At 72.2% G+C, this 14,302-nt stretch carries 14 protein-coding genes and 1 pseudogene; 2 read left to right on the top strand and 13 right to left on the bottom strand.

The window, feature by feature from the left end:
- Nucleotides 1-16: 16 nt before the first annotated feature.
- From SCNRRL3882_RS37630 to SCNRRL3882_RS42050, 3 genes and pseudogenes are all read right to left on the bottom strand, one after another.
- Nucleotides 17-775, bottom strand: coding sequence for an ABC transporter permease (locus tag SCNRRL3882_RS37630; RefSeq protein WP_231911202.1), 759 nt, complete (start codon nt 773-775; stop codon nt 17-19).
- 184 nt (nt 776-959) lie between these two features.
- Nucleotides 960-1,328 (bottom strand): annotated as a pseudogene (locus tag SCNRRL3882_RS42055) (substrate-binding domain-containing protein); the annotation flags it as partial.
- Nucleotides 1,325-1,522: a twin-arginine translocation signal domain-containing protein gene (locus SCNRRL3882_RS42050; RefSeq protein WP_231911201.1), complete on the bottom strand. Its 198-nt coding sequence runs from the start codon at nt 1,520-1,522 to the stop codon at nt 1,325-1,327. The pseudogene SCNRRL3882_RS42055 and the gene SCNRRL3882_RS42050, both read right to left, overlap by 4 nt.
- A 230-nt stretch (nt 1,523-1,752) precedes the next feature.
- On the opposite strand from SCNRRL3882_RS42050, the gene SCNRRL3882_RS37620 reads away from it, so the two are divergent.
- Nucleotides 1,753-2,784 carry a helix-turn-helix transcriptional regulator gene (locus SCNRRL3882_RS37620; protein WP_010040745.1) on the top strand — a complete coding sequence of 344 codons (1,032 nt, stop codon included), beginning with the start codon at nt 1,753-1,755 and terminating at the stop codon, nt 2,782-2,784.
- Nucleotides 2,785-2,799: 15 nt separating this feature from the next.
- Here SCNRRL3882_RS37620 and SCNRRL3882_RS37615 read toward each other — a convergent pair whose 3' ends face one another.
- Entirely contained in the window at nt 2,800-3,759 is a 960-nt protein-coding gene (locus SCNRRL3882_RS37615) for a TIGR03619 family F420-dependent LLM class oxidoreductase (RefSeq protein WP_010040747.1), read from the bottom strand.
- 103 nt (nt 3,760-3,862) lie between these two features.
- On the opposite strand from SCNRRL3882_RS37615, the gene SCNRRL3882_RS37610 reads away from it, so the two are divergent.
- Complete coding sequence (locus SCNRRL3882_RS37610) at nt 3,863-4,435, top strand: MarR family winged helix-turn-helix transcriptional regulator (protein ID WP_010040749.1); 573 nt, start codon at nt 3,863-3,865, stop codon at nt 4,433-4,435.
- Between the two features lie 14 nt (nt 4,436-4,449).
- Here SCNRRL3882_RS37610 and SCNRRL3882_RS37605 read toward each other — a convergent pair whose 3' ends face one another.
- The 9 genes from SCNRRL3882_RS37605 to SCNRRL3882_RS37565 all read right to left on the bottom strand — a co-directional run bounded on the left by SCNRRL3882_RS37605 (nt 4,450) and on the right by SCNRRL3882_RS37565 (nt 14,302).
- Nucleotides 4,450-5,145: a gamma-glutamyl-gamma-aminobutyrate hydrolase family protein gene (locus tag SCNRRL3882_RS37605; RefSeq protein ID WP_010040751.1), complete on the bottom strand. Its 696-nt coding sequence runs from the start codon at nt 5,143-5,145 to the stop codon at nt 4,450-4,452.
- Nucleotides 5,142-6,632 carry an aldehyde dehydrogenase gene (locus tag SCNRRL3882_RS37600; RefSeq protein ID WP_010040753.1) on the bottom strand — a complete coding sequence of 497 codons (1,491 nt, stop codon included), beginning with the start codon at nt 6,630-6,632 and terminating at the stop codon, nt 5,142-5,144. The genes SCNRRL3882_RS37605 and SCNRRL3882_RS37600 overlap by 4 nt, the downstream gene beginning before the upstream one ends.
- A gap of 63 nt (nt 6,633-6,695) precedes the next feature.
- Complete coding sequence (locus SCNRRL3882_RS37595) at nt 6,696-8,156, bottom strand: APC family permease (RefSeq protein WP_010040754.1); 1,461 nt, start codon at nt 8,154-8,156, stop codon at nt 6,696-6,698.
- 156 nt (nt 8,157-8,312) lie between these two features.
- Entirely contained in the window at nt 8,313-8,915 is a 603-nt protein-coding gene (locus SCNRRL3882_RS37590) for a TetR/AcrR family transcriptional regulator (protein WP_010040756.1), read from the bottom strand.
- Nucleotides 8,916-8,970: 55 nt separating this feature from the next.
- On the bottom strand, nt 8,971-9,816 hold the full coding sequence (locus SCNRRL3882_RS37585; RefSeq protein WP_010040757.1) for a fumarylacetoacetate hydrolase family protein: 846 nt from the start codon (nt 9,814-9,816) through the stop codon (nt 8,971-8,973).
- On the bottom strand, nt 9,809-10,729 hold the full coding sequence (locus SCNRRL3882_RS37580; protein ID WP_010040758.1) for a 3,4-dihydroxyphenylacetate 2,3-dioxygenase: 921 nt from the start codon (nt 10,727-10,729) through the stop codon (nt 9,809-9,811). Before SCNRRL3882_RS37580 ends, SCNRRL3882_RS37585 begins: the two co-directional genes overlap by 8 nt.
- The gene (locus SCNRRL3882_RS37575) at nt 10,722-12,185 is read right to left on the bottom strand and encodes an aldehyde dehydrogenase (RefSeq protein ID WP_010040759.1); all 1,464 of its coding nucleotides are present in this window, start codon (nt 12,183-12,185) and stop codon (nt 10,722-10,724) included. The genes SCNRRL3882_RS37580 and SCNRRL3882_RS37575 overlap by 8 nt, the downstream gene beginning before the upstream one ends.
- A gap of 99 nt (nt 12,186-12,284) precedes the next feature.
- Nucleotides 12,285-13,097, bottom strand: coding sequence for an acetoacetate decarboxylase family protein (locus SCNRRL3882_RS37570; RefSeq protein WP_010040760.1), 813 nt, complete (start codon nt 13,095-13,097; stop codon nt 12,285-12,287).
- The gene (locus SCNRRL3882_RS37565) at nt 13,094-14,302 is read right to left on the bottom strand and encodes an NAD(P)/FAD-dependent oxidoreductase (RefSeq protein ID WP_010040761.1); all 1,209 of its coding nucleotides are present in this window, start codon (nt 14,300-14,302) and stop codon (nt 13,094-13,096) included. Before SCNRRL3882_RS37565 ends, SCNRRL3882_RS37570 begins: the two co-directional genes overlap by 4 nt.

The following is a 14,302-nucleotide window of genomic DNA, read 5'->3' as shown; positions in this document are numbered from 1 at the left end:
TTCAGGGGAGGGTGGGTCAGCGCCCCGCGCGGGGTGCGGAGTACGCCAGGGCCGCGCCGGCCACCAGCGCGACGCCTTGGGCCATCTGCTGCCAGAACGTCGGCACGTTCAGCAGGGTCAGGCCGTTCTGCAGGCCGCCGAGGAAGAGCACGCCGACCAGCACGGCGGTGAGCACCGCCAGCTCAAAACCGGATCCTGATGTTCCGGCCACCACGCTGTCGAGAACCGACGCCTTGACCGCACCGGCCAGGGCGGCGGCCACGCCGGTGAGGACGAACAGCGCGAACGGGGTGCGGCGGACCTGGATGCCGGAGAGGTGGGCGGCCTCCCGGTTGACGCCGATGGCGAAGACGTGCCGTCCGGCCGGGGCGAACGCCAGGAACAGCGCACCCGCCGCCAGCACCAGCGCAGCGATGACGACCGGTGCCGCGATCCCGGCGATCCGTGCCCCGCCGATCCAGGCGAACCCGGAGCCGAAGCCGCTCAGCGGCAGCGGGAACAACTGCTGTGCCAGACCTCGTACGGCGGTCAGCATGCCGAGGGTGACGACGAACGCGGACAGGCCGAAGTAGCAGCACAGGACGCCGTTCACGACCCCGACCACCGCCCCGGCGGCGAGCGCCCCGAGCAGGGCCACGGCGGGCGACTGGTGGTGCTGCCCGGCCAGCCAGCCGGCGACGAGCCCGCCGAGGGCGAGCGTGGAGCCGTGCCCGCCGGACAGGTACACGCCCTGCTCGGGCACAACGGCGCCGGGCATCGCCACCGACGCAGCCACCCTCGCCATCGTCGCCGTCCCGCTGGCCCTGCTCGTCATCAGCGGATACCCCGACCTGTCCGGCCAGGAGTGGACCCGGTGCGGCCGTATCGACCGGCGCGCCCAGGAGGAGGTCGCCATGTTCCCGCGCCACCACGTCGACGCCGGGCGCCAGCCTGGTGAAGGCGTCGATCATGCCCTTGGTGCGTTCGCGGCCCAGTTCGATGGTGCTGTCGGTGAGGAAAGCGATCTTGCCCTTGCCGCCGAGGTGTTCCTCGGCCCACTTCGCCGCCGCCTCGCCGAGCAGGGTGCCGCCCTTGCGGAAGCTGAACTGGATGTCGGCGCTCTGGTGTTGCAGGGAACCGCCGTAGGTGACCCAGATCAGTCCCGCCTCCAGTGCCGCCTCGGCGATGGGCTCTGCGGCCTCGAAGACCATCGGGAACGACACGATCGCCGGGACCTTGCGGGCGACCCAGGTGTTGAGGTTGGTGGCCTGGGTGTCGGCACTGGCGTTGTCGCTGGTCGTCAGCAGTGAGATGCCGTGCCGCTCGGCCTGGGCGGTGGAGAGCTTCACCAGCGTGGAGTAGAGCGGGAGCTGGGTGAAGGGGTAGTCGTTCCGATCTTCGTGAGGCGCGTGCCTCCGGAGGGCGACGGCTCGGCCGATGCCGCCGTGTTCTGTGGCGCCGAACATCCGGCTGCCGCCAGGGCGGTGGCGGCGGAGAGGGTGAGGAATTGCCTGCGTGAGGGTGTGGACGGGGGTGGGGTCATGGCGGGGGCTCTCCGAGGGGCGGGCCCAGCTGGAGCGGGCGTCCGGGTGTGCCGAACAGGAAAGACCCGCCGGGCCCGCCGCACCATCCGTACAAATACCGACTGCGAACGACAGCCGGCGGATCATGGGCCCGCACGCCACGAGTCGGTGAACACCTTGCCGGGCCCGGACCGTCCCTCTATCGTTAGACCCCAAACGACATCGCGCCCGAGCCGCCCGGAGGCTCGCCATGCCCAGCCACCACCAGATCGCGGCAGCAGCACGCATCGGCATGCTCACCCGCGAGCGCGACACCGCGTCGGCCTCCGCCGAGGCCCTGCGCGAACTCGCCCGCGCCCTGCCGCTGGACGCGGCGACCCTGCTCACGATCGACCCGCTGACCGGCGCCCACGTCCAGGTCGCGAGCATCGGCTACACCGCCGCGGCCTCGCAGGCCCTGGCCGGGGAGTTCGTCGCGACCCCGTGGTACGCCAACGTCGTACGGCGAGAGCTGCCGCCGTCCATCTCCGAGGACGCGGAGGACACCGCCGACGCCGCGCCGCGCTTCCGGCACGGCTGGTTCTACGCCGAGCGGGTCCGTCCGGCCGGTTTCCGGGACGGCGTCACGGGCGCGCTGCGGCACCGGGGCCGGCTGGTGGGCCTGGTCCACCTCTCCACCGAGAGCGCGGACGCCTACGACACCGACGCCCGCCGGCTGCTCGCCTCCGTGATACCCGCCCTGGCCGCGCTCGCCGACCCGCTGGCCCACGCCGGTGACCTGCACGGCCTGGCGGCGGAGGACGCGGCGAGCCTGGTCACCGGCGACGGCGGGGTGATCGACCTGCCGGGCCGGGACCGGCCGCGGGTGCTGTGGGAGGAAGGCGGCTTCCGCGCGCTGCTCGACGCCTTCACCGGCACGGGCGGCCGGCGGCTGCGCCTGCTGTGGCCGGCCGGCGGCCGCTGGCAGCGGGTCGTACTGCACCGGCACCCGGCGGGACCCGGTCTCCCGTCCGCGGCGGTGCTGGTGCACGAGACACCCACGGAACTGCCGTACGGGCTGAGCCCCCGGGAGCTGGAAGTGCTCACCCGGGCGGCCACGGGCCAGACCAACCAGGCCATCGCGCAGGCGCTGTTCCTGTCCCCGCGGACCGTGCACAGCCATGTCGAGCATCTGCTGCGCAAGACCGGCTGCGCCTCGCGTGCCGAGGCCACTGCGCTCGCGGTCCGGGACGGGCTGCTGCGGCCCGACCCGGATCACCTGGCACGGTTCGTCGAGCGGTGAGCCTGGCCGTGGCGGTCAGGACGTCAGGGACTCCACGCGCCGCATGACCTCCCGGCAGAACTCCCCCACCCCGTCGGGGTCGTCGATGAACTGGTTCGGCTTGACGCAGAAGGTGGTGAAGCCCTGCTCCAGTTGCTCGGGGATGACGGCGAGCGCCGCGCCGAGGTCGGCCGGTGAACGGTCGTCGGGGAAGACGGCCCGGGTGCCGCCGATCATCTCCAGGTCGGCGATGTCCCGCCCGGCGGCGGTCATCGCCTCCTTGAGCGCCTGGAGGTCCTCGGGTGCGGGCCGGCCGAGCGGGTGGAAGCCGTGGCCGTACCGCACGAGGCGGCGCAGGACGGGGCCGTGCAGGCGCTGTCCGCCGAACCAGAGCCGGGGGCCGTCCGGGCGGTGGGCCTTGGGCTCGAAGTAGACGTCCTGGAAGGGGTGGTGCGGTCCGTCGTGGGAGATCGGTGACGGGCCCCAGGCCTTCGCCCAGACCTCCAGGTGCTCGTCGAGGAGCCGCCCGCGCCGGGCGAAGGGCACGCCGAGGGCGTCGTACTCGTCCTTGCTCCAGCTCACCGTGGGCTGCACGACGAGGCGCCCCTGGCTGATGAGGTCGAGGGTGCCGAGCTCGCGGGCGAGCAGCAGGGGGTGGCGCAGCGGGGCGAGGACGGCCGCGGCGGCCAGGCGCAGCCGGGAGGTGACGGAGGCGATGGCGGCGAGCAGCAACAGGGAGTTGGGCCACGGGGTGTACGGGTCCTGGTTGCCCGGGAGTGCGTAGTCGCGGGGGTTTCCCATGATTCCGGCGGCTGCCGCGTCGGGGCCGAGGACGATGTGCTCGCTGACCATGACGGCGTCGAAGCCGGCGTCCTCGGCCTCGCGGGCCCAGCGGACGGCGGCCGGCAGATCGGCCCGGCCGCCGGTCAGCGTCCAGTTCTCGCTGAGGACGAGGAGCATGCGGGGAGCCGGGGGCATGGCGGCAGGCGTGGGCATGTCGGGTTTCCCTTTCATCTCCGTACAATTTGAGTCCGAACGACCGGACGGCGAGAATGTGCCGCCCGGCGTGACAGGTCGCGACCAGACGAAGGAGCCGCCCGTGCCGGGCCACCGATCCATCACCGAGGCCGAGAAGCTCGCAGCGGCGAAGCTCGGCGGTTTTCCGATCCGCCGGGAGCAGATGGCGGCGGTGGCGAACATCTACCGGGCCGCGTCCGCCGTGCGGCAGCACCTGGAGAACTCGGTGCTGCGCGGTTCGGACCTGACCTGGACGGCCTTCGTGGTGCTGTGGGTGGTCTGGGTGTGGGGCGAGTCGGAGACCCGGCACGTGGCGGAGGAGGCGGGGATCTCCAAGGGCACGCTGACGGGTGTGGCGCGCACCCTGGAGTCGCGGGGGCTGTTGCGGCGGGCGGACCATCCGAGTGACGGGCGGCTGGTGCTGCTGAGCCTCACCGAGGAGGGCGAGGCGTTCATGCAACGGGTCTTCCCGGCGTTCAACGAGGAGGAGGCGTTCGTGACGGCCCGGCTCAGCGACGCGGAGTGCCGCAGTCTCGCCGAGGGGCTGCGGAGTGTCGTGCTCCAGGTCGAGGAGCGGGGTGAGGAGCGGCGGCAGTCCCTGCTGGGCGGCGCCGAGCCCGCGCCGCGGCGCAGCGGTCGGCGGCCCCGGGCCTGACCCCCGCCGCGGCCTCACCGGGCCGCGGCCCGGACGAGCGCGTCGAACAGGCCCTGCTGGGCGGGGTCCTCGTGGGCGGTGTCCTCCGGGTGCCACTGGACGGCGGTGAACCAGCCCACGGCGCCCGGGAGTTCGAGGGCCTCGACGGTGCCGTCCGCCGCCCGGGCCGTGACGCGCAGGCCCGCGCCCAGGCGGTCGACGCGCTGGTGGTGATAGCAGGAGGCGTCGGTCTTCTCGACGCCGGCGGACCGGGCGACGACCGAGCCGGGTTCCAGGGGGACGGGGTGCACGAGGTGCCGGTGCTCGCGCTGCGGGCCGCCCATGTCCTGCTCCAGGGTGCCGCCGAGGGCCACGTTGACGGCCTGGAGGCCGCGGCAGATCGCGAGCAGGGGCAGGCCCGACTCCAGGGCGTGGCGGGCGACATCCAGGTCGAAGGTGTCCTGGAGGGTGTCGACGTCGTAGACGGAGTCGTGGGTGCCGGTGGCGCCGTAGCGGGAGGGGGCGAGGTCGCCGCCGCCGGGGAGCAGGACACCGTCGAAGCGGGCCAGCCGGGCGGCGGTCCCGGTGTCCGCCGGGTGGATGCTCGCCGGTTCGCCGCCGGCCCGCCAGACGGCCTCGATCAGGGCGCGGGCGTTGACCTCGGCGGCGTATCGGAGGACGGAGGCCGTGGCGGAGAAGCGGGCGGGGATCGCTATCAGAGGGCGGGTCACAGCTGGATCCAGGTGGTCTTGAGCTCGGTGTACTTCTCCAGCGCGTGGACGGACTTGTCACGTCCGTTGCCGGACTGCTTCATGCCGCCGAAGGGCACGGTCAGGTCGCCCTCCTCGTAGCAGTTCACCCAGACCGTCCCGGCCCTGAGGGCGCGGGAGACCCGGTGGGCGGTGGTCAGATCGGAGGTCCACAGGCCGGCGGCGAGGCCGTACTCGGTGGCGTTGGCCAGGCGGACCGCCTCGTCGAGGTCGTCGAAGGCGAGCACGGACAGGACGGGGCCGAAGATCTCCTCCCGGGCCAGGCGTGAGCCGGGGTCCACGCGGTCGAAGACGGTGGGTTCGAGGTACGTCCCGCCCGTCTCGGCGAGGAGCGGTTCGCCGCCGGTGCGCAGACGGGCGCCCTCGCCGACGCCTTGCCGGACGTGGTCGCGTACGCGGTCCAGGTGCGCCCGGCCGGCCAGCGCGCCCATCTTCGTCTCCGGGTCGAGCGGGTCGCCCACCCTCAGTTCCCGGGCCCGCCGGACCACGGCCTCGGTGACCCGCTCGGCGATCGAGGCGTGCACGAGCAGCCGTGAGGGGGCCGTGCACATCTCGCCCTGGTTGAAGAAGATGCCCCAGGCGGCCGTGGCGGCGGCCTGGTCCAGGTCGGGGGCGTCGGGCAGGACGATGTTGGGCGACTTGCCGCCGAGTTCCAGCCAGACGCGCTTGAGGTTGGAGTCGGCGGCATAGCGCAGGAAGTGGCGGCCGACGGCGGTGGAGCCGGTGAACGCCAGGACGTCGACGTCGGGGTGGAGGCCGAGGGCCCGGCCCGCGGTGGGGCCGTCGCCGGTGACGACGTTGAGCACGCCCGGCGGGATCCCGGCCTCGGTGGCCAGGCGGCCCAGGAGCAGGGCGGACAGCGGGGAGTTCTCGGAGGGTTTGAGGACGACCGTGCAGCCGGCGGCCAGTGCCGGGGCGATCTTCCAGCCGGCCAGGGTCAGCGGGAAGTTCCAGGGGACTACCGCCCCGACCACTCCGGCGGGTTCCCGGGTGACCAGGGCGAGGGCGTCCGGGGCGGTGTGCGGGGCGGAGTCGGTGAGCTTGTCAGTGAGCTGCCCGTACCAGCGGAAGGTGCTGATGACGGCGCGCAGTTCGATGCCGTAGGCGTCCGTGATCGGTTTGCCCATCTCCAGGCTCACGGTCAACGCCAGTTCCTCGCGCCGTTCTTCGAGCAGGTCGGCGAGACGGAGCAGGGCCCGGCCGCGCTCGGCCGGTGCCAGGCGCGGCCACGGGCCGGTGTCGAAGGCCCGCCGGGCGGCGGCGACGGCCGCGTTCACCTCGGCGGTGCCCGCGTCCGGGATCTCGGCGAGGACCCGGCCGTCACGTGGTGACACGACCGGGAACGTCGCCCCGCTCCCGGGCTCGTCGGCGCCGGCGATGTGGTGGGCGCCGGAGAGCTGGAACGCCTTGGCGCGGCGCAGCCACTCGTCGTGGGTGACGGCCGGCATGAAGGTCCTCCTTTGATCTCAAACGGTATGGGTACGGCTGTCCGCGGGCCGCGACGCGCGCGGTCACCCGTCGGCGGCCGCCACGGCCCTCCCCCGCACCCGTGCGGTGACGACGCCCAGTGCCATGACCACCGGGACGGACAGCGTGAGCCACAGGGCGGTGGTGCGTTCGCCGCCGATGAGCGTGGTGAAGTTGGCCAGGATGAGCCAGAGCGCCCCCGCGATGCCGAGCGCGCCCAGGGCGGGAGCGATCAGCGTGTTCCAGGGGTGGGCGCCGAGGCGCTCGCGGCGGAAGAAGGCGACGACGGACACCGAGGTCAGCAGGTACAGCAGCATCATCGCCAGGACGGCGACCCCGCTGAACCAGGAGAACAGCGTCAGCACGGGGTCCTTGCCCGCCAGCGCGAAGGGCGTCACCAGCAGCACGGCCAGGACCGTCTGGACGCACCCGGCCGCCCAGGGCGCGTGGCGGCGGTTCAGCCCGCACAGCCGGCGCGGCAGCAGCCGGTCACGGCCGAGGGAGAACAGGTAACGGTTGGCCGAGTTGTGGAAGGTGAGGATGCCGGCGAAGAGGGACGTGGCGAGCAGGACCGGCAGCACGTCACCGATCCAGCCGCCGAAGTCCGCCGCGATCGGCGCGAAGACGAAGCCGGCCCCGTCCCCGCTCTCCAGCGCCCTGCCCGCCGCCGCGGTGACCTTGGAGGCGCCGTAGGAGGAGATGAGCATCCAGGAGACCAGGGCGAAGAAGCCGGTGACCACGACGACCGCGAGATACGTGGCCCTCGGCACGGTCTTCCTGGGTTCGCGTGCCTCCTCGCCGTAGATGGCGGTGGCCTCGAAGCCGAACATGGACGCCACGGCGAACATCACGGCCACGCCCGGCGCACCGTCCAGGGCGGCGGCCGGGGAGAAGCTGTCGGCGAGACCGAGCCCCTCGGGTCCGCCGCCCTTGACGAGGGTGACCAGGGCGAAGACCGACAGGATGCTGAACTCCGCGAGGACGAAAACGGCCAGCACCTTGGCGCCCATCTCGACGCCGGCCGCCCCGAGCGCCTGCACGACGGCCATGGTGGCCAGCGTCCAGACCCACCACGGCAGATCGAGGCCGGTGTGGCTCGCGACCAGGCCGCTCACGATGGAGCCGTAGAGGCCGTACATGGCGGCCTGGATCGTGCAGTAGGCGAAGAGCGCGAGGCCCGCGCTGCCGGTGCCGGTGGCGCGGCCGAGACCCTTGCCGATGTAGGTGTAGAAGGCTCCGGCGTCCACGACGTGGCGGCCCATGGCGACGAAGCCCACCGAGAACAGCAGGATCACCAGGCCCGCCACCAGGTAGGCGGCGGGCACGCCGGGTCCGTTGCCGAGCGCCACGGCGATGGGGGCCGCGCCGGCGATGCCGGTCAGCGGGGCCTGGGCGGACAGGACGAAGAAGAGGATGCCCACGACGCCGAGGGCGTTGGGCTTGAGCGTGCCTGCGGTGGGCGCGTCCGGTGTCGCCGTGTGCCGGGAGACCGTCTGACTGTCCACTCGGATCACCTGCCAGAGGGAGGACGGATCGTTTCAGGCCAAACGAGTTGCCTCATCGTGGGGCGGAACTATCCGTTTGGCAAGGGGTGAGGGGTGGGGAATTCCAGGGCTTCGGGACCTGAGAGGTCCGGAGAGGCCCTAAGAGGCACTAAGAGGTCAGTCCTCGCCGTTGCGCCGCTCGGCGAGCAGCCGCAGCACCGAGCGCAGTTCGTCCAGGGCGTCCTCGATGACCTCGCGCTCGCCGAAGACCAGCTGGTGCAGGACGAGTCCCTCCAACGTGGCGAAGACCATCCGGGACAGGCCCTCGTCCACCGGGCCGGGCAGCATCTGGGTGAGCTCGCGCCGGGTCGCGTCGAAGTACTCGTCGTACAGCGACCGCAGGTGGTCCAGGAGCTCGGGGCGGCGCCGGGACTCCAGCAGCAGTTCGTACTGGAACGCCTGGAGGTCGGGGCCCGACTCGACCATGTCCGTCAGGCCCACCGAGAAGTCGGCGGCCTTGCCCGTGCCCGGTTCCAGGGCGCTGCTGCTCAGGGAGGACCGGATGGCGTGGGCCACGGCCTCCTCGATCAGGACGTCGCGGGAGCCGAAGTGGTGCACCACCAGTCCGTGGGTGACGCCGGCCTCCTCCGCGACCGCCCGGTACGTGAGCCTGCGCAGCCCGCCCCGGGCCACGACACGCACGGCGGCCTCCAGCAGGGCCTCGCGGCCCGTGCCGTAGTGCACGCGCTTGCGGGGGCGGCGGCCGGCGGGCTCGGTCATGTCCGTGACCCTACCCGGGCCGTCCCGCTCGGCGACGCCGCGGCCGGAGCCCGCGTCAGCGACGCGGCGGCCGGATGCCGCGGAACTCCCAGTCCCCGCCGAGCGCGGTCGACAGCACCTCCTCCGACTCGGTGGGCTGGGCGCCCACGTCCGTGCGGATGGCGGTCGGCCCGGTCACGATGTGGTTGGTGAGCCGCCCGAGCCCCTCCACCTCCACCTCCACGACGTCCCCCGGCTGGACGGGACGCGAGTTGGCGGGTGTGCCGGACAGCAGTACGTCTCCCGGGTACAGCGTGATGGTGCGGGCGATGTCGGCGACGAGGTAGTGCATGTCCCACGTCATCTCGTCGGTCGAACCGTCCTGCACCACCTGTCCGTTGACGTAGGTCCGGAGCCGCTTGCCGTGGAAGTCCCAGTCGGTGACCAGCCCGGGGCCGAGCGGGCAGAGGGTGTCGGATCCCTTGACGCGGAGCATGGAGCCGGCGTCGGTGTCGCGGAAGTCGTGCAGGCCGTAGTCGTTGGCGACGGTGTAGCCGGCGATGTACTCCCCCGCCTCGGCCGGCGAGATGTTCCGCGCCGTTCTTCCGATGACGATGGCGACCTCGCCCTCGTAGTTCAGCCACTTGCAGCCCTCGGGGCGGACGATCGCGCCCTGGTGGGCGTTGAGGGCGGAGGTCGGCTTGTGGAAGTAGGTCGGGGTGGCGGGCAGGCCGATCCGGAACTCGTCCACCCGGCTGCGGTGGTTGAGATGAACGGCGATGACCTTGGACGGCACGACCGGCGGCAGATGCCGCGCGTCCTCGGCCTTGACGCGGCGGCCGTCCCCGGCGACGAGTTCGTCACCGTCGACGGTGACCTGGACGGCGGCGCCGTCGAGGAGGATGCGGCGGTACTCAGGCATGGGCGGACTCCTGCGCGGGGGTGTGGTCTGCGGTCCAGCCGTCGGCCGGACGGTCGAACCAGAGGTGGACCTGGCCGGTGCCGACGGAGTTCTCGTACTCGCCGTACTGCCGGGCCCGGGCGACGCAGCCCTGCTCGCCGAGGGCACCGGCCATCATCAGGTAGTGGAAGAACTTCGCCTCGGGCCTGTACGTCCAAAACTCGTCCATGGTGTCGAGGACCTTGTCGTGACGGCCCTCCTTGAACCAGGCGATGCGTTCCAGGTCCGCCTCACGGGCCTCGGGTGTACGGATGTGCACCGGGTCGCTGGCCTCGTGGTCGCGCAGTTCGCGCAGCGGCCAGAAGGTGTGCGAGAGGGCGCCTGAGGCGATGAGCAGCACCCGGCGTCCAGGGGTGGCGGCGATGCCGTCGGCGAGCGCCCGCCCGAGCCGCAGATGATCCTCCATGTCACCGGTCTGGCAGACCCCGATGGTGACCCACCGCTTGTCGGGGAGGCCTTCGCCCAGGTACTTCCAGAGGTTGATGGTGGCGTAGTAGATCGGCAGATACTCGTCGTCGATCGGCGTGATCCAGGTGCCGTGCTGGTCCGCGAACTTCGCCACGTTGTGGGCGAGTTCGGGGTCGCCGGGGAAGTCGTACGGCATCCGGCACATGCCGCGCGGCAACTCCTCGGAGGTGAACAGGCCCGCGCGCCGCTGCTGCGCGGTCACGACGAACTCGACGGTGGTCGCCCAGTGGGAGTCGAGCACGACCACGGTGTCGTAGTCGTCACGCTCGAAGACGTCCCTGCGCAGCTCCCGGAGCCCGGTGACGAGGGTGATCTCCTTGCCCTCGTTCAGCTCCAGCCGGTCGGCCTCGGGCAGCACGATGGTGGGCACGTGGGCGAGCAGCCCGGCCCCGACGATCTCACCCATGGTCCTGGTTCCATCCCTTCGGGGCGGTGACGGTGTTCTTCAGGTCGCAGTAGAAGTCGAAGCTCCAGGTGCCGCCCTCACGTCCCACACCGGACTGCCGGGAGCCGCCGAACGGGGCCTTGAGGTCGCGGACGAAGAAGCAGTTGACCCAGACCGTGCCCGCGACGAGCCGCGCGGTGATCCGCTCGGCGCGGTCGCGGTCGCCGGTGGCGACGGTGGCGGCCAGCCCGAAGCGGGTGTCGTTGGCGAGCCGGACGGCTTCGTCCTCGCCGGCGAAGGTCTGGAGGGTCAGGACCGGCCCGAAGACCTCCTCCTGCACGATCTCGGAGTTCTGGGCGACGTCGGTGAGCAGGGTCGGCGCGTAGTACTGCCCGTCCTTGCGGTGCCCCCCGATGACCGCCCGCGCCCCGGCGGCAACGGCCCGCTGCACGAATCCGTCGATCTTCTCCAGCTGGCGAGGGTGGATGGTGGGCCCGATGTCGGTGGCCTCGTCGCGGGGATCGCCTTGGGTGAGGGCGGACGCCCTCTGTACGAACCGGCGGGTGAACTCCTCGGCGACCGACTCCTCGACGAGCAGCCGGGTGCCCGCGAGGCACACCTGCCCGGCGTTGTCGTACTGTTCGACGGCGAGGTCGACGGCCAGGTCGAGATCGGCGTCGGCGAAGACCAACAGGGGTGACTTTCCGCCCAGTTCGAGGCTCAGCGGGGTGAGGTTCGCGGCTGCCGACGCGGCGATGCGCCTGGCCGTCGGCACCGATCCGGTGAAGCTGATGCGGCGTACGTCGGGATGCGAGGTGAGGGCGTCGCCGACCTCGGAGCCATGGCCCTGGACGACATTGAGGACACCGGCGGGCAGCCCCGCCTCGGCGGCGATGTCGGCCAGCAGCGAGGCGGTCAGCGGCGACCACTCGGCGGGCTTGAGGACGACGGTGTCGCCGGCGGCGAGGGCCGGGGCGACCTTCCAGGTGGCCAGCATCAGGGGCGCGTTCCACGGGGTGATCAGCACGCAGGGGCCGGCCGGGTCCCATGAGACGTGATTGGTGTGTCCGCGCGTCTCGAAGTCCTCGTGGTCGAGCTGGAGCAACCAGTCGGCGAAGAAGCGGAAGTTGTGAGCGACACGGGGCATCACGCCCCGCCGGTGCGACCGCAGCAGCGCACCGTTGTCGGTGGTCTCGACGATCGCCAGCTCCTCCATCCGCTTCTCGACGCCGTCGGCGATCGCGTGCAGGATGCGGGCGCGTTCGCTGCGCGAGGTACCGGCCCAGTCGGGGAACGCGTCCCGGGCGGCGGCGACAGCGGCCTCGGCCTCGGCGGGGCCACCCCGGGCGATCTCGCCCAGCACGCTGCCGTCGATCGGCGAGTGGTCGGTGAAGGTACCGGCGGAGGCCACACGTCGGCCGCCGATCCAGTGCCGGGTGTCGACGGCGATGCCGGCGACGGTGATGTTGTCAGGCATGAAGACTGCTCCTTGTGCATCAGGGGGCGGGACTTCACCCCATAGGGGCGCGGGCAACTGCGCGACCAGCCACGACGAACCCGCACCCACCCACAAACCTCACTCGGCAGACGCTCCGGACGTACCGGTCTCCAGCACCTGCCCGCCGTCCCAGACCACCCCGACCTGGCGGTAATACGCGGCGATCGGCTCCCGGACCTCCAACCGGGCCAATTCCTCGGTCGGCGCCTCGAACAGCTCCAACTCCGCTTCGCCGACCCACGGTCGGCCGCCCTCGAAGGACGCTGCCCCGGACTCGATCAGCTCGTCGAGCGCCAACCCCTTCCCCTTCTCGATCGACGGCAGCCACCGGTGATGGGCCATGGGGTGCGCATTGACGAACCCGCCGCTCTCAGAAGGCCCCCGCAGCGTCACCACGGCCTGCGCAAGACGCCGGTCTCCGGCCGCCAGCGTCGCCCCGAAACGAGCCCCGGCCTCGATCCGCGGAGCGGGCCCGTACGGATGCGGCCGCGTCTGATGAATGGAGCCGAGCTTCTTCGGATACCCCTGGTGCAGCCCGCGCGCGATCGCGAAGTCCTTGTCCACCCAGATGTGGACGCACCGCGAGTACGTCCGCCCCCGGTACGAGCAGCGCACCACCGCGAACGCCTCCTTGTACTGGGAGCGCACCGGATCCAGCAGTTCCTCCCCCGACGCCGAGCAGGACTGCCAGTCCGCCCAGATCAGAGCCACCGCACCGGGATCCTCGTCGGCCAACTCCAGTGGCTCGGGGAGCAGTTCACGCACGCGCGCCGGGTCGGTCCGGTACTCGACCGTCAACAGGTCACCGGAGTACCGCCAGGGTGGAGACGGAATCAGCGACGACGCGCCCGTCGCCGTCTTGGGATGGAAGTAACCACGAAGACCGGTCACGAGAGGGCTCCTTGCGGGGTGAGGGCGGGCTGCTTCAGCAGTTCGGCGCGGTACCGGGCGGCGGCACGGGCGACGGAAGGCCCCCCGAGTGCGACGACGCCGACCAGCCGTCCGTCGCGGTGGTAACCGACCAGCAGGTCCCCCGAGATGTCACCGTCGAGGACCCGGACGTCACCGAGCCCCAGAACGGGCGCGCCGAAGGACTGCAACCGGAAGTCGTGCTGGTCGCTCCAGAAGGTGGGCAGCGGCGCGAAGGGCGCCAGGCCGGTCTCGCCGCCGACCAGTACCTTCGCGGCGTGCTTGGCCGAGTCGCCCGGCACGGACCAGTGCTCGACCCGCCGCGGCACACCGTCGTAGCGGGCGTTCGGAAAGCGGGCGACATCGCCGACCGCGACGACCTCCGACCGGCCTCCGACCCGCAGGTGCTGATCGGTGAGGACACCGTCGCTCAGATCCAGCCCGTTGCCGTCCAGCCACTCGGTGTTGGCGACCGAGCCCACGGACTCCACCACCACATCAGCGGGGAGCACGGACCCGTCGCCCAGCACGACACCGGTGACACGGTCGCCCCCTTCGAACCCGGTCACGCCCGAACCAAGCGCGAAAGAGACCCCGCGCTCCTGGTGCCGCGCGAGCAGCACCCGCGCGAGCAGCTCTCCGAGCGGCCCGACCATCGGCAGCGGCAGCGGATCGACGACGGTCACCTCGGCCGCACCGAGTCCGGCGGCCGTCGCGGCGACCTCGCAGCCGATGAACCCGGCGCCGATCACGACCACTCGCACGCCGGGCCGGAGCTCGTCCCGCAGGACCTGGGCGTCGTCGATCGTCCGGAGCGTGTGACGGCCGTCGACCGGCCCGGGGCAGCGCAGCCGCCGGGGCCGCATCCCGGTGGCGACGACCAGCCCGTCGTAGGAGAGCACCGAGCCGTCGTGGAGCTCGACGGTCCGCTCGCCGAGCCGGGCCGCGGTGACCCTGGTGCCCAGCCGCCACTCCACATCGGCTGCGGACGCCTTCGGCGTGAAGGCGAGCGACGCGAAGGGCGCCTTGCCCGCGAGGACCTCCTTGGACAGCGGGGGCCGGTTGTACGGCCGGTGCGGCTCGTCGCCGATCACCGTGACGCGGCCGGCCCAGCCCGCGGCGCGGAGCTGCTCGGCCGCCCGGAGTCCGCCGAGGGAGGCGCCGGCGACGACGATGCGACCGCTCAT

Origin of the sequence: Streptomyces chartreusis NRRL 3882, from assembly GCF_900236475.1 — a bacterium.
Classification (GTDB): Bacteria; Actinomycetota; Actinomycetes; order Streptomycetales; family Streptomycetaceae; genus Streptomyces; species Streptomyces chartreusis_D.
This window is presented reverse-complemented; position numbering and strand designations above follow the sequence as displayed.

Bases quoted from the DNA above. Each gene is read 5' to 3' on its own strand.
- SCNRRL3882_RS42050 (WP_231911201.1), bottom strand. From the start codon at position 1,522: ATGACCCCACCCCCGTCCACACCCTCACGCAGGCAATTCCTCACCCTC.
- SCNRRL3882_RS37620 (WP_010040745.1), top strand. From the start codon at position 1,753: ATGCCCAGCCACCACCAGATCGCGGCAGCAGCACGCATCGGCATGCTC.
- SCNRRL3882_RS37615 (WP_010040747.1), bottom strand. From the start codon at position 3,759: ATGCCCACGCCTGCCGCCATGCCCCCGGCTCCCCGCATGCTCCTCGTC.
- SCNRRL3882_RS37600 (WP_010040753.1), bottom strand. From the start codon at position 6,632: ATGCCGGCCGTCACCCACGACGAGTGGCTGCGCCGCGCCAAGGCGTTC.
- SCNRRL3882_RS37590 (WP_010040756.1), bottom strand. From the start codon at position 8,915: ATGACCGAGCCCGCCGGCCGCCGCCCCCGCAAGCGCGTGCACTACGGC.
- SCNRRL3882_RS37585 (WP_010040757.1), bottom strand. From the start codon at position 9,816: ATGCCTGAGTACCGCCGCATCCTCCTCGACGGCGCCGCCGTCCAGGTC.
- SCNRRL3882_RS37580 (WP_010040758.1), bottom strand. From the start codon at position 10,729: ATGGGTGAGATCGTCGGGGCCGGGCTGCTCGCCCACGTGCCCACCATC.
- SCNRRL3882_RS37575 (WP_010040759.1), bottom strand. From the start codon at position 12,185: ATGCCTGACAACATCACCGTCGCCGGCATCGCCGTCGACACCCGGCAC.
- SCNRRL3882_RS37565 (WP_010040761.1), bottom strand. From the start codon at position 14,302: ATGAGCGGTCGCATCGTCGTCGCCGGCGCCTCCCTCGGCGGACTCCGG.